Here is a 12,003-nt window from a genome sequence, read left to right as displayed (position 1 = left end):
GATATGACCGGCTTTTTCTACGCCTGTTTTTGTAGCTGTTTCGGTAAACCAAAGACCAGCAACAAACCCAGTAATGTAGATAAGCCAGCCCAGATAAAGACAGTTTGCCCTGAAAAAATATCCCAATAATAACCAGCCAAAATACTTCCCAACGCCACACCCATACCCCACATAGTGCTATAGATAGCTTGCCCTCGTCCTTGCTGACCCAAGCTGAAATTCTGAAAAATCACCCGCATCGCAATCACATGGAATAAGCCAAAACTAAAGGCATGAATGGTCTGGGCAAAAAACTGGGCGATAAAACTGTCAGGTACCAAACCAACAACAATCCAGCGTAAACCGGTCAGCAGCAAACAGGCCATCACCAGTGTTCGCCATGACCAGCGCGACAAGAAAAAGGTTGCATAAGCAAACATGATAATTTCTGCAATCACGCCTACTGACCACAACAAACCAATTATTGAAGTACTAAAACCAGCCTGACTCAGATAATTGCTATAAAAACTGTAAAACGGCGCATGCGAAAATAGCAGAATAAACTCAATGAGGAAAAAACAGGCCACCACAGGTCGTTTTAACACCGGCCACAAAGGTTCCAGCTGTTTTTGGGAACTAGGTGCAGCGCTGGGTTCTTTAATGCTAAAAGACCAGATAAATGCCAGAAACGCGATACATAGCAACAATACTGGCAGCATGGAGATTGGAATAATTTCCAGCAACGCGCCGATACCAAATACCGCAACAATAAAACCGACCGATCCCCATTTACGCACCTTGCCATACAGCTGTTCACGTTGATCGCCCAGCCAGAATAAGGTCACTCCTTCAAACTGGGCCAAAATGGCATTCTGGAAAAAGCTGAAAATCAGCATCAACAATGCCACTGACTGGAAACTATTCGGAATGATAAACAGCATGAACCAGATACAGGCTTCCATCCAGGTGGCAATACGCACCAGCAACATGCGTTTCCCGGATTTATCGGCAATCCAGCCCCAAATAAAAGGGGCAAAAAACCGGGTGATAATTGCAATGGAAGACAGAATCCCGATTTCCTGATAATTAAAGCCCTGATCTTCCAGATACAGGCTCCAAAACGGCATGAAGGTTCCAACAATGGCGTAGTAGAAAAAGTAGAAACCGCCGAGCCGTGTACTGATTGCAAGTGATCGCATTAGCCGCCCAATCCTTGCATGTTGAATCTGTAATGGAACTTGATGAGTGCATTGGGTTGCATGTATTTGCCTTTGCTTGCAGTTGAGGACACTGCTGAGAAACTCTGCCGAATTTCAGTATTTTAGCACTTGCTTTGTGATGCAACTCAACAGATTGAAAAAAGAAATCCTCAAGATGAGATCAGATGCAGATCATTTAATATGCAGCCAGAAGCCCCTTATCTTTCGTGATCACTGATCATCTGGGCGATTTAACTCAATAAATCGTCTAGTAGCGCAATCTATTACAAGCTTCTTATCGAAGCTCAGAATTGACCAATGAGCGCTCTTGCGATTGTTTATATAAGTCACAAATTTTTTCGTTTGTCATATCACCCGTCATCGAATGAATGTGTGATCACCCCAAATCTGGAACGCTACGTTGCATTTGTCCGGTTTCCGAGCAAACAAGAACAGATTAGGATAAAACGGATTCAGGTCTTACACTGGCTTATGGCAATTATTTTTATTGCGGCCTGGATTATTGGTTTTTATAGCGGTAACTTTTTGAGTTATGAAGCAGATGGCAGCTTTAAAGGCGATGTCATTAAATTGCATAAAAATATTGCCACCACGCTCATCTTCCTGATTGTCATCCGAATCTTCTGGCGCTATACCCATCCTGTGCCAAAACTCCCCGACACCATGTCACCCCTTATGCAAAAACTGGCTCATCTGGGCCATTTAGCCCTGTACTTTATGCTACTGGCCTTGCCGATTACCGGCTGTTTATTTAGCTGGAGCGCCGGCCATCCAGCACCAGTGCTCTATCTGTTTGAAATTCCACGGATGGTACAAGCCAATCCGGAGCTGTTAGCCATCGTTAAACCCTTACATATCTATTTATCCTGGGCAGCAGGCCTATTATTGATAGGTCATGTACTGGCGGCATTAAAACATCATTTTATTGACCGCGATCATGTTCTAAAAAGTATGATTTCGAGCGATAAATAAATATCGGTTTTAAATCAGAATAAATCAGGCAGTTTATCCACTTAAACTGTCTGATATAAATAGGACAATCCTGTCATAAATAAAATACTTTTGTATATAAATAAAACCCACGCCTCTCTTTATTCTATTTAAAAGCATGTAACCGTTTAATACGACGTGAATATCTGCCGCTGATTTGTATCGCTTTTATTGCTTTTCATCTTTTGCGCGATAGCTTGCAGTAGAGTGAAAAAAATCCTGTTCTTGAGTCAGCAGTATGGCCAAGTTTCGTCATCATGAACTGCAACAACATGCGGAGGTCTTTACCGCTAACGGCGTTCATCTGGGCCAAATTGAACAGTTTCTGGATTTAGATCGAATCCAACTAAGTCAGGATGCCGAAGGCAAAGCACATCTGATCCCGCTATCTTGGGTGGGTGATATTTGTGAGCAGCGTATAATCCTGATTAAAAACCTGCAAGAAGTACAAGAAACCTGGATTGAAATACCGCAATAAATTTTGATATCAACCGGACTTTATTCGAGGATCTGCTTATGAATCAGCTGCCGCATCTTTCATCCGTTCAACAATCTTCGCTTTCAATACAGGCCTGTCTGGAATGCATTGTTGCCTGTCAGCGCTGCGCAGATGCCTGTTTACACGAAGAACATGTGCAGATGATGCGAACCTGCATCCAGCGCTGTTTGGACTGTGTTGAAACCTGCAAACTCTGTGTTGCCTTTGAAGTTCGCAACTCGGAGCTACATCATTTAGCCATGGACCTGTGTGCCAAAGCCTGTGAACTGTGTGCCGAAGAATGTGGCCAGCATGAAGATGAACATTGTCAAAACTGTGCCCGCGCCTGTCGTGCCTGCGCAGAAGCCTGTCAGATTGAAGGTTAATATGGTTTAACGAATCTCAACTGGAAAATAAAAACCACCCGAAGGTGGTTTTTATTTTTAAAAGAGCACGACTCTGGTTTGCCCTAATAAGTAAATCAGACAGGTGATAATACATGAAGCACTCACCAGAACCGTAATATCTAAAGACCGTCGTGTATTCACTTTCATATCCATACTCCTTTCTTATTATTGTTCTGTTCTTATACCAAGAAATAGTGATATGACCAATTGCATTATATTACAAAAGCTCACCTATTTATAATATACATCCCCTACATGTATATAAATCCAGAATACTTGGTAATTTATATTAAATTTATATCACCAAAATTAGCAAAAAATAACATTTACTTTTTATCTATTTAAAAATACGGATTATTCTTTTTCCACAAAACTTAATTCATACTCATCTTGGGTCACTTTTAGCTTGATTCCACGATAACGGCGCTTGTCCGGATCGAGTGCAGAATCTCGGACTTCCTTGGAAAAACGCATATCATGCATAAAATGCGCATACAATTTATAGCCCAAACGTAGTTTTTTCGGTTTCTTGCCCTCTTTTAGGCACTTATCAATGGCCTGATTTAAAAACTCCAAGCTGACATCGTTCATCTGCTTTAACCTCACTTTAACCTTTATTCATTAGTTTTAAATATAAGTAGCAAAAGTTTCATTTTTAAGAATATAGAAAAAATAATATATATATGTATAATATAAAAAATATCAGTTATTTAGCTTTGCTCGATTTTTACCATTGTTTAAAATATTTTAATAAATTACATTTCTATTAAAAACTGAAAAAAAAAGAGTCCATACGAGGGATGTATGGACCCAAACTCATAAAGAGGAAAGTCAAGAGAAAATAAGAACTTACAGCGCATATTTCCTGATTAAAATTGTCCTATTTTCCTGGATTTCCAGCATTGGCAAAAGCTTCCATTTTTTATTTTTTTTAAACGATAAGTCATATTTTTCAAAGTAATTTCAAAACGTTACTTGTCACATTTTCTTGACTAAGGTGCTGGCGTTAGCTGATAACCCAAGCCTTGCGCCGCACCCAGTTGTGTGGCCGAAATGGTAAAGATGGCAGTCTGGCCAGTACTGGCACCACACACGGTAATATGTACCAGACCATCATGCCCGAGTGCTTCATCATAAACTTCTATCCCGGCCTGCTGCAGTTGCTCTTTTAGCTGCTGTAAACGCACTTTGGGATCATCCCCCTCACACTGCTTTAAACCTAAGGACTTGGTCACATCTACCTGTTGTGCTGGTGTAGAAGGTACGCTTTGACAGGCCATCAGCGTACAACTGGCAAACATGCCAAATAATAAACCGATCTTCATCTTGCATCTCCTTGATCAAACTGCTGCGAGCTCTGCGCTATACTGACGCTTCCTGTCCTGCAACACGTTTGATTTAACTATGAGAAATTAGGAGCTGATGGATAAGCATCCCCCAGACTTAGCGCTGCACGGCGGTATCCTGTTTATCTCTTGGATGTTGTGGATGCGGATTCTTTTTATTTGGAATCACTTGTGAATCGGTCTTGGGTTGAGGTTGCTGTTGCTGGGTCTTTTCATTCGAGGTTTTTTCTGGTTTAGCCATCATCGACTCCTGTCTTTATTGTTGTGTTGAACTGTTTTTATTGTTCATGATTTAAGACAGCCGCGCTGTATGGCTTTGGTCAATATTTCAGCTTTCTTGTTAATTCAGGCTTTGTTATTGCAACAGTTTTTAAAAATAAGGTAGATAAAAAAAGCCGCCCGCAGGCGACTTTCCGTGTTATGCCACAGTCACGACTTTGACAATAATACGTTGCAGGTTTTCTGGCTCTGCTGCGTTCTGGACGCGTTTCAGTTCTTTACTAATCACTTTAAACTGATGGTTCTGATAAGAAATTACTTCAGGAATCTGGTCAAAATATAAAGCATCGGCCTGTAATTCTTCCTGGAAAAGTAAGGTTCCTAACTGGTAGTCGAGGTCTTTTAAGACCATATATTTCACAATCGTTTTCATTGTATTAACCTACTTTCACTAAGCACTTTATTTTTAGTTTTACCATTCTTTTGCAACGGAATAAACCGATAATTTCGAGTTTCGCCTAACTGCTATACAATTGAAACTGGAACGCGCTATCTTTAGCGCTAAATGCCTGAATCCGCAACAAGATTGAGGCTGATCTCACTTAAAATCGCTTGGAAAAGAAGAAGAAATGGAGATTCATCATGCTGAAACGCTGCTGTGATGCACTAGAACAACAGCAACTGACCATTGCTTTTATTGAAAGTGCCAGCTCAGGCTATTTATGCAGCCAGTTTTCAATTTATAAAAATAGCGGCGCAGATATTTTACTCGGGGCACTGGTCAGCTATGACCCAAGTATTAAAGCCAACCTGTTACAGATTGATCCGGCACTGATTGCGCATTACACGGCGGAGTCTGCAGAAATTACCGCGCAGATGGCCTTGCATGGCCAGGCTCTGTTTAAACAGGCCAATATTGTGGTGGCCTGTACCGGCTTGCTAAAACCCGGTGGCAGCGCCTCTGCAGAGAAACCCGAAGGCACTTTTTATATTGCCATTCACTATCAGCAGCAATTGCATAATTTTCATTATCTGCTCGATGGCAGCCCGATTGAACGGCTGGATCAGCTGACCCAATTGGTGGCACAGGAAGTATTGGCACTTATTCTATCTTCACCTGCTTAGATACACTGTTTCTCATCTTTTCTCCATGATTTTAGCTTAAAGTAAAACCATATCCTGCAATGTGGAGTCGAAGTATGAAACTGATTCAACCATTCTTATTTTCTGCTTTGGCCTGTCTGCCCATCATCAGTTTTGCCACCGTCGGCGGCCAGCAACGGATTGAAGTGCTGGGCTATGACCAGAAAGATCAAAAAGTCTATCTGCTGCGCCATTATGAAGATGGCCGTGGCCGTTTGCCACAGCTGTATTATTACAACTTTAAATCTAAACAGCCGAATCAGCTGGTTCAGGTCAATTCGCTGTATATTAACCCCAAAACCAAAAAGATTGACTATGACCAGCAGCCTACCCGCTTTAATGCCGAGTTGGCCAAAATTAAAAACCGCCTAAACCCCTTAACCAAGCTTAGAACGCAACAGGCACAAATTAAGGTTTTGCACAGTAGCAAACGTAGTGCCGACTGGATTAATGGTACGGAACCAGTGCCGCAGTGGCAGTATTGCTATCGGGTTGATGCGGGGAACTTCCGCAGTACCGTCCAGCAAGCCACCAGTTACAAGCAAGGCTTGAACATTCACCAGGCCTATAACATCCCGCAGCAGTCCAAAATGCTGGTGACTGTAAAATATTTAGGTATTCCGTTTGAAATGGGCTATCCAATTGAAGATCCGGTTCTGCTCAGCAACTCTCAATAACAGCAAAAATGGAGCGAAAAAATATAGCAGCAAAAAATAAAGCCTCAGATGAGGCTTTATTCAAGTACACGGCAGATTAAGCCGCCGAGGTACGCTCTGCAATTGGCACCACTTTGCGCAGTTCTGGACCGGTATAATCTGCACTTGGACGAATAATACGGTTATCCGCACGCTGTTCCATCACATGCGCCGCCCAACCGGTCACACGCGACATCACAAAGATTGGCGTGAACAGCTTGGTCGGAATACCCATAAAGTGATAAGCCGAAGCATGGAAGAAATCTGCGTTACAGAACAGTTTTTTCTCGCGCCACATCACTTCTTCACAGCGGACCGATACCGGATAAAGTACAGTATCACCCACATCTTTGGCCAGACGCTCTGACCAGACTTTAATAATGCCATTACGCGGGTCATTGTCCTTATAAATAGCATGACCAAAGCCCATGATTTTCTCTTTACGCTCCAGCATGCCCAGCATTTCACGCTCAGCTTCTTCTGGAGAGGTCCAGTTTTCAATCATTTCCATGGCCGCTTCATTGGCACCGCCATGCAGTGGACCACGCAGTGAACCAATCGCGCCGGTAATACATGAATGCATATCAGACAAGGTCGATGCACACACGCGTGCAGTAAAGGTGGACGCGTTAAACTCATGCTCTGCATACAGAATTAATGACACGTTCATCACCTGTTCATGCAGCTCATTTGGTTTTTCACCACGTAACAGATTCAGGAATTGCGCGCCGATTGAATCATCATCGGTGTTTTCATCAACACGTACGCCGTCATGGCTAAAACGGTACCAGTAACAGATAATGCCCGGTAAAGCGGCCAGAATACGGTCGGCAACATCTTGCTGTACATCAAACGACTGTTCGGTTTCCAGATTGCCAAGCATCGACACGCCAGTACGCATTACATCCATGGGATGTGAATCGGCCGGAATACGCTCCAGCACTTCTTTTAGTGCATCTGGTAACTGACGTAAAGATTTCAGCTTGGCTTTATAGCTGGTTAGCTGTTCGGTGGTAGGTAATTCACCAAAGAAGATCAGATAAGCGACTTCTTCAAACTGGCAGTTTTCTGCCAGATCCTGCACGTCATAACCACGATAGGTCAGACCTGCGCCGCTTTTTCCAACCGTCGATAATGCGGTTTTCCCTGCGACTTGTCCGCGCAATCCAGCGCCAGTCAGTACTTTTCCTTCAGCCATTGTTTTAATTCTCCTGCTTGAACAGTTTATCTAATGTGTTTTCAAAGGTGTGGTAATCTAAAAATTCATATAATTCTTTGCGTTGCTGCATTTTATCCAGCACATGGGTTTGTGTGCCATGCTCACGAATCGACTGCATCACTTCCAGCGCTGCTTTTTGCATTGCACGTGTTGCCGACAATGGATATAACACCATACGCACGCCCTGCTCAGCTAGTTCATCAGTGGTGTAATACGGCGTATCACCAAATTCGGTAATGTTGGCCAGTACCGGTACACCGACTGCATCACAAACAGTTTTGTACATGGTAATGTCGGTCATGGCTTCTGCAAAAATGGCATCTGCACCTGCCTCGACACAGGCACAGGCCCGGTCAATAACCGCCTGCAAACCTTCTTTTTGCAAGGCATCGGTACGCGCCATCACCACAAAGTTGGGATCAGTTTTGGCATCGACTGCCGCTTTAATACGATCCACCATTTCCTGCTGGGTCACAATTTCCTTGTTCGGGCGATGGCCACAGCGTTTTTGCGCCACCTGATCTTCAATATGCACCGCAGCAGCACCTGCTGCAATCATTTGCTTGATGGTACGGCCAATATTAAATGCACCGCCCCAGCCGGTATCAATATCCACCAGCACAGGTGTATCGACACGTTCTGTAATACGGCGTACATCTTCCAGGACATTATCGAGGCTGGTCATGCCCAAATCCGGCAAACCGTAGGAATAATTGGCGACACCTGCACCCGATACATAAATGGCTTTATAGCCGACCTGTTTTGCCATCATGGCTGCATAGGCATTGACTGTACCGATAATTTGTAAGGGCTTTTCCGTGTCCAGCGCCTGTCTGAATCTTAAGCCTGCAGATGTTTGTTCTGTCATCGTCCTTTCCACAGTAGTTTCTAATTATTGAGGCTTGAGTATACTCAGAATCTTTGCCTAAACCATGACCAATTAGAATAAAGTCCCTAAAACTTTAGTCAAATATTCAAGTAAATCTGTAAGAAAAAAGTCAATACATTTCCGTCTACGCTATTCCATGCCAAGCGGTCATATATTTGCTACAATTATATTTATTCCTTACCAATTGGCGGCCTGCTCCCTGATTATGCATGATTTGGCTCAGTTAGAACCCTTTAGCAAAGATGTCCCTCCGACCAAGCGTGGGCATGAACGCTGTCTGGCTTTATTATTGAGCGCCAATGACCTGTTTCTGGAACATGGCTACGATGCTGTCTCGCTGGATGATATCGTGCATCATGCCGGTGGTTCCAAGGCCTTTATCTATAAATATTTTGGCAATAAAGAATGCCTGTTTACCGCCATTTGTGATTATCGTGCGGAAAAGTTCTTTAAAGACATTTGCTTACCCTTTGAATCTTTTGAGGGTGATTTACGGGCTTATTTAATTCATACACTAGATAATTTTAAAAACCATTTAAGTGTGCCGGCCAATTCTGCCTTTTTAAGGTTAATTTTGGAGCGCACCCAGCACAATGTGGAACTGGCGCGTTATATCTATGAACAAGGCCCCAAGCATTTGCAAACTTCCATTGCACATGCGCTGGATCATGCCGCCGCCCAGGGTCTGATTCGCTGTGAGAATTCACTTTATTCAGCGCAGCTGTTCTTTGGCATTCTGCGTAATCTGGAATGGCGGATTTTAATGGGCTTGCCTGTTCAGGATGACCCGCAAACCACAGATGACTATATTCATTACTGTGTCGATCACTTTCTGCAAGGTCACCAAATCGTCTAGTTTTTTGCAATTTCGATTCAATATAGTATATTAGCCGATTCCCTGTTTTATTTAACCAACCAACAACTAATTGTTGTTTTGATTTCAATTTCAGCAATTATTGTGGAGTAACGAATGGCTCTACGTCACTTTCTCACTTTACGCGACCTGTCGACTTTAGAACTTAACCAGATTTTGCAACGCGCAATTGAACTTAAACGCAAGCAGCATCAGCATGAAGTTTTCCAACCTTTTATTGGTAAAGTTTTGGGCATGATTTTTGAGAAGTCGAGTACCCGTACCCGTGTATCGTTTGAAGCTGGTATGAATCAGTTTGGTGGTAGCGCAATTTTCTTATCTCCACGCGACACCCAGTTAGGTCGTGGTGAGCCTATTGAAGATTCAGCACGCGTGATTTCAAGCATGCTGGATATTGTCATGATTCGCACCTTTGGACATGACATTGTGGAGCGTTTTGCTTCTTATTCCAAAGTGCCGGTGATTAATGCCTTAACTGACGATCATCATCCATGTCAATTACTGGCCGATATGCAAACCTTCCTTGAGCATCGCGGTCCAATCGAAGGCAAAACCGTGGCCTGGATTGGTGATGGCAACAACATGTGTAACTCGTATATTGAAGCGGCACACATGTGGGGCTTCAAGCTGAAAGTGGCCGCACCTAAAGGTTATGAGCCACAAGAAAAATTCCTGTCTGAATTTGCTCACTGTGTTGAACTGGTCGATTCTGCTGAAGATGCCGCAGTCAATGCCGATTTAATCGTGACCGACGTGTGGGCCAGCATGGGTCAAGAAGAAGAACAGAAAATCCGTGAACAGGCATTTGCCAACTATCAGGTTAATGAACGCCTCATGGATCTAGCGCATCCAGATTGTCTATTCATGCACTGCCTGCCTGCACACCGCGGTGAAGAAATTTCAGAAAATATGCTGGATCATAAAAATTCTGTGGTTTGGGATGAAGCGGAAAACCGTCTACACGCACAAAAAGCCCTAATGGAATTCCTGATCAACGAGCATTTAAAATAATTGCTAACCGCATCAAGATAAAAAAGCACCGTTCATTCCCGGTGCTTTTTTCGTTTTGATCAAGTCATGATCCGGATTAATGATCATCTTTTAAATAGCGCGCTTCACGAGGAATTTGCAGACTATAGAAGAAACAGATCACCAGCATCACAATCACATAGATAAAGAAACTGTTTTCAATACCGGCTGATTTAAACTGTAAAGCCACTGAAGGGGCTGAGCCGCCAAATACTGCATTACCAACCGCATAAGAGAAACCAACACCGAGTGCACGCACATGCGGCGGGAACATTTCCGCTTTTACAATTCCACTGATCGAGGTATACAGACTTAACAGCATCATCAGGAAAATCAACAGCAAGGCCACCATCATGGGTGAATCACTAAAGGCACGCATCCCGATTGCCATAACAGGATAAATGGCAATCGCCATCAGACCACTAAACAGCAGCATCGAATTTCTGCGACCAATCCTGTCTGATAAAATCCCGAAGAATGGCTGCGCCACCATCAGAATAAAAATACAGCCCGTCATGATTAGCCCGACCGTCTGCGAATCAATGCCGATATTGGTCAGATAGGTTTTGGAATAAACCGTAATCACATAGAAACTAAGTGAACCCGCCGAGGTATAGCCCACCACCAGCAAGAAAGTTTTCCAGTGATTTTTAAACAGCTCTTTTAAGCTGCCCGACTCTTCTTTATCGCTGTCTTCATGTGACAACGTTTCTTCCAGACGGCTTCGTGCCAGCAGTGAGGCAATGGCAGCCAGACCACCAATCACAAACGGAATACGCCAGCCGCCATCCTGTAACTGCTGCTCGGTCATAAAACTCAGGAAAATTACACCCAGCAAGCTGGCCAGTAACTGTCCGCCGGTTAAAGTCACATATTAGAACGAGGCAAAAAAGCCGCGCTGACCTTTTAAACCCAGCTCACTCATATAGGTGGCAACCGCACCATATTCCCCGCCAACCGACAAGCCTTGTAACAAACGCACCAGCAACAGCAGGAACGGTGCCGCCATCCCGACTTGCTCATAAGTCGGCAATGCAGCAAACAGAAAGGAACTGAAGGCCATTAGGCAGATGGAAATCACCATGGACTTTTTACGGCCATGTTTATCGGCAATACGTCCAAACAGCCAGCTGCCAATCGGACGCATAAAGAAGCTTGCCGCAAATACCCCCCAGACATAAATGGCCTAGGTAGAACTATCCATGTTCGGTGCAGTCAGCGCTTGGGTAAAGTAAACCGCAAATACAGCATAGATATAGAAATCGAACCATTCGACGAGGTTGCCCGAGGCCGCCCCGATAATTCCCTTAATTCGACTGGCTTTTTCCTGTTTGGTTTAAGCTTGGCTCAAGGTTTATCTTCCTCATTTTTAATTTATTGAAATTTCTCATGTATAGGCGATAAGCTCTTGCCACATAAGGAGATATTTTTGCTTAAATACAGCATAAGCACGTTGCTAATATAACTTTTAATGGAAACTTCACACAAAAAATAAAATGTAATTTTTGATCAATT

The 12,003-nt window shown here is 43.5% G+C and carries 14 protein-coding genes and 1 pseudogene; 7 read left to right on the top strand and 8 right to left on the bottom strand.

The window, feature by feature from the left end; all coding sequences use genetic code 11:
- Window positions 1-17: 17 nt before the first annotated feature.
- Window positions 18-1,178, bottom strand: a complete 1,161-nt coding sequence (locus tag P253_RS03845; RefSeq protein WP_005177761.1) for an MFS transporter — start codon at window positions 1,176-1,178, stop codon at window positions 18-20.
- 456 nt (window positions 1,179-1,634) lie between these two features.
- Between P253_RS03845 and P253_RS03840 the strand changes: the two genes are divergently transcribed.
- The 3 genes from P253_RS03840 (at window position 1,635) to P253_RS03830 (ending at window position 3,053) form a co-directional block, all read left to right on the top strand.
- Window positions 1,635-2,171 carry a cytochrome b gene (locus P253_RS03840; RefSeq protein WP_035363082.1) on the top strand — a complete coding sequence of 179 codons (537 nt, stop codon included), beginning with the start codon at window positions 1,635-1,637 and terminating at the stop codon, window positions 2,169-2,171.
- A 256-nt stretch (window positions 2,172-2,427) separates the two neighbouring features.
- Window positions 2,428-2,667, top strand: coding sequence for a DUF2171 domain-containing protein (locus P253_RS03835; RefSeq protein WP_005177756.1), 240 nt, complete (start codon window positions 2,428-2,430; stop codon window positions 2,665-2,667).
- Between the two features lie 38 nt (window positions 2,668-2,705).
- Window positions 2,706-3,053 carry a four-helix bundle copper-binding protein gene (locus tag P253_RS03830; RefSeq protein ID WP_016658164.1) on the top strand — a complete coding sequence of 116 codons (348 nt, stop codon included), beginning with the start codon at window positions 2,706-2,708 and terminating at the stop codon, window positions 3,051-3,053.
- A gap of 375 nt (window positions 3,054-3,428) precedes the next feature.
- Here the strand turns inward: P253_RS03830 and P253_RS03825 are convergent, their stop codons facing one another.
- The 4 genes from P253_RS03825 to P253_RS03815 form a co-directional block, all read right to left on the bottom strand.
- On the bottom strand, window positions 3,429-3,665 hold the full coding sequence (locus P253_RS03825) for a hypothetical protein (RefSeq protein WP_005177751.1): 237 nt from the start codon (window positions 3,663-3,665) through the stop codon (window positions 3,429-3,431).
- Window positions 3,666-4,066: 401 nt separating this feature from the next.
- On the bottom strand, window positions 4,067-4,399 hold the full coding sequence (locus P253_RS03820; RefSeq protein WP_005177749.1) for a hypothetical protein: 333 nt from the start codon (window positions 4,397-4,399) through the stop codon (window positions 4,067-4,069).
- A gap of 118 nt (window positions 4,400-4,517) precedes the next feature.
- A complete protein-coding gene (locus P253_RS15840) occupies window positions 4,518-4,661 on the bottom strand; it encodes a hypothetical protein (protein WP_005177747.1) in 144 nt (47 codons plus the stop codon).
- A 177-nt stretch (window positions 4,662-4,838) separates the two neighbouring features.
- Window positions 4,839-5,072 (bottom strand): hypothetical protein, encoded by a 234-nt coding sequence (locus P253_RS03815; protein WP_005177745.1) that lies wholly within the window; start codon window positions 5,070-5,072, stop codon window positions 4,839-4,841.
- Between the two features lie 209 nt (window positions 5,073-5,281).
- Between P253_RS03815 and P253_RS03810 the strand changes: the two genes are divergently transcribed.
- Together P253_RS03810 and P253_RS03805 are read left to right on the top strand one after the other, a co-directional pair.
- Window positions 5,282-5,764, top strand: a complete 483-nt coding sequence (locus tag P253_RS03810) for a CinA family protein (protein ID WP_005177742.1) — start codon at window positions 5,282-5,284, stop codon at window positions 5,762-5,764.
- A 74-nt stretch (window positions 5,765-5,838) separates the two neighbouring features.
- Window positions 5,839-6,459 carry a hypothetical protein gene (locus tag P253_RS03805; protein ID WP_016658166.1) on the top strand — a complete coding sequence of 207 codons (621 nt, stop codon included), beginning with the start codon at window positions 5,839-5,841 and terminating at the stop codon, window positions 6,457-6,459.
- Between the two features lie 76 nt (window positions 6,460-6,535).
- Here P253_RS03805 and prpC read toward each other — a convergent pair whose 3' ends face one another.
- Window positions 6,536-7,675 (bottom strand): bifunctional 2-methylcitrate synthase/citrate synthase, encoded by a 1,140-nt coding sequence (prpC, locus tag P253_RS03800; protein WP_016658167.1) that lies wholly within the window; start codon window positions 7,673-7,675, stop codon window positions 6,536-6,538.
- 4 nt (window positions 7,676-7,679) lie between these two features.
- Complete coding sequence (prpB, locus tag P253_RS03795) at window positions 7,680-8,564, bottom strand: methylisocitrate lyase (protein WP_016658168.1); 885 nt, start codon at window positions 8,562-8,564, stop codon at window positions 7,680-7,682.
- A 226-nt stretch (window positions 8,565-8,790) separates the two neighbouring features.
- Here prpB and P253_RS03790 point away from each other — a divergent pair, with 226 nt between their 5' ends.
- Both P253_RS03790 and argF read left to right on the top strand, forming a co-directional pair.
- Complete coding sequence (locus P253_RS03790; RefSeq protein WP_035363013.1) at window positions 8,791-9,441, top strand: TetR/AcrR family transcriptional regulator; 651 nt, start codon at window positions 8,791-8,793, stop codon at window positions 9,439-9,441.
- 114 nt (window positions 9,442-9,555) lie between these two features.
- Window positions 9,556-10,470 (top strand): ornithine carbamoyltransferase, encoded by a 915-nt coding sequence (gene argF / locus P253_RS03785; RefSeq protein WP_005177730.1) that lies wholly within the window; start codon window positions 9,556-9,558, stop codon window positions 10,468-10,470.
- 76 nt (window positions 10,471-10,546) lie between these two features.
- Here the strand turns inward: argF and P253_RS03780 are convergent.
- A pseudogene (locus tag P253_RS03780) lies at window positions 10,547-11,800 on the bottom strand (MFS transporter).
- Between the last annotated feature and the right edge of the window lie 203 nt (window positions 11,801-12,003).

The organism is Acinetobacter indicus CIP 110367 (assembly GCF_000488255.1).
Taxonomy (GTDB): domain Bacteria; phylum Pseudomonadota; class Gammaproteobacteria; order Pseudomonadales; family Moraxellaceae; genus Acinetobacter; species Acinetobacter indicus.
This window is presented reverse-complemented; position numbering and strand designations above follow the sequence as displayed.

Excerpts from the sequence above, each read along its gene's own strand:
- P253_RS03845 (WP_005177761.1), bottom strand. The coding sequence starts at position 1,178 with ATGCGATCACTTGCAATCAGTACACGGCTCGGCGGTTTCTACTTTTTC.
- P253_RS03835 (WP_005177756.1), top strand. The coding sequence starts at position 2,428 with ATGGCCAAGTTTCGTCATCATGAACTGCAACAACATGCGGAGGTCTTT.
- P253_RS03830 (WP_016658164.1), top strand. The coding sequence starts at position 2,706 with ATGAATCAGCTGCCGCATCTTTCATCCGTTCAACAATCTTCGCTTTCA.
- P253_RS03825 (WP_005177751.1), bottom strand. The coding sequence starts at position 3,665 with ATGAACGATGTCAGCTTGGAGTTTTTAAATCAGGCCATTGATAAGTGC.
- P253_RS03820 (WP_005177749.1), bottom strand. The coding sequence starts at position 4,399 with ATGAAGATCGGTTTATTATTTGGCATGTTTGCCAGTTGTACGCTGATG.
- P253_RS15840 (WP_005177747.1), bottom strand. The coding sequence starts at position 4,661 with ATGGCTAAACCAGAAAAAACCTCGAATGAAAAGACCCAGCAACAGCAA.
- P253_RS03815 (WP_005177745.1), bottom strand. The coding sequence starts at position 5,072 with ATGAAAACGATTGTGAAATATATGGTCTTAAAAGACCTCGACTACCAG.
- P253_RS03810 (WP_005177742.1), top strand. The coding sequence starts at position 5,282 with ATGCTGAAACGCTGCTGTGATGCACTAGAACAACAGCAACTGACCATT.
- P253_RS03805 (WP_016658166.1), top strand. The coding sequence starts at position 5,839 with ATGAAACTGATTCAACCATTCTTATTTTCTGCTTTGGCCTGTCTGCCC.
- prpC (WP_016658167.1), bottom strand. The coding sequence starts at position 7,675 with ATGGCTGAAGGAAAAGTACTGACTGGCGCTGGATTGCGCGGACAAGTC.
- prpB (WP_016658168.1), bottom strand. The coding sequence starts at position 8,564 with ATGACAGAACAAACATCTGCAGGCTTAAGATTCAGACAGGCGCTGGAC.
- P253_RS03790 (WP_035363013.1), top strand. The coding sequence starts at position 8,791 with ATGCATGATTTGGCTCAGTTAGAACCCTTTAGCAAAGATGTCCCTCCG.
- argF (WP_005177730.1), top strand. The coding sequence starts at position 9,556 with ATGGCTCTACGTCACTTTCTCACTTTACGCGACCTGTCGACTTTAGAA.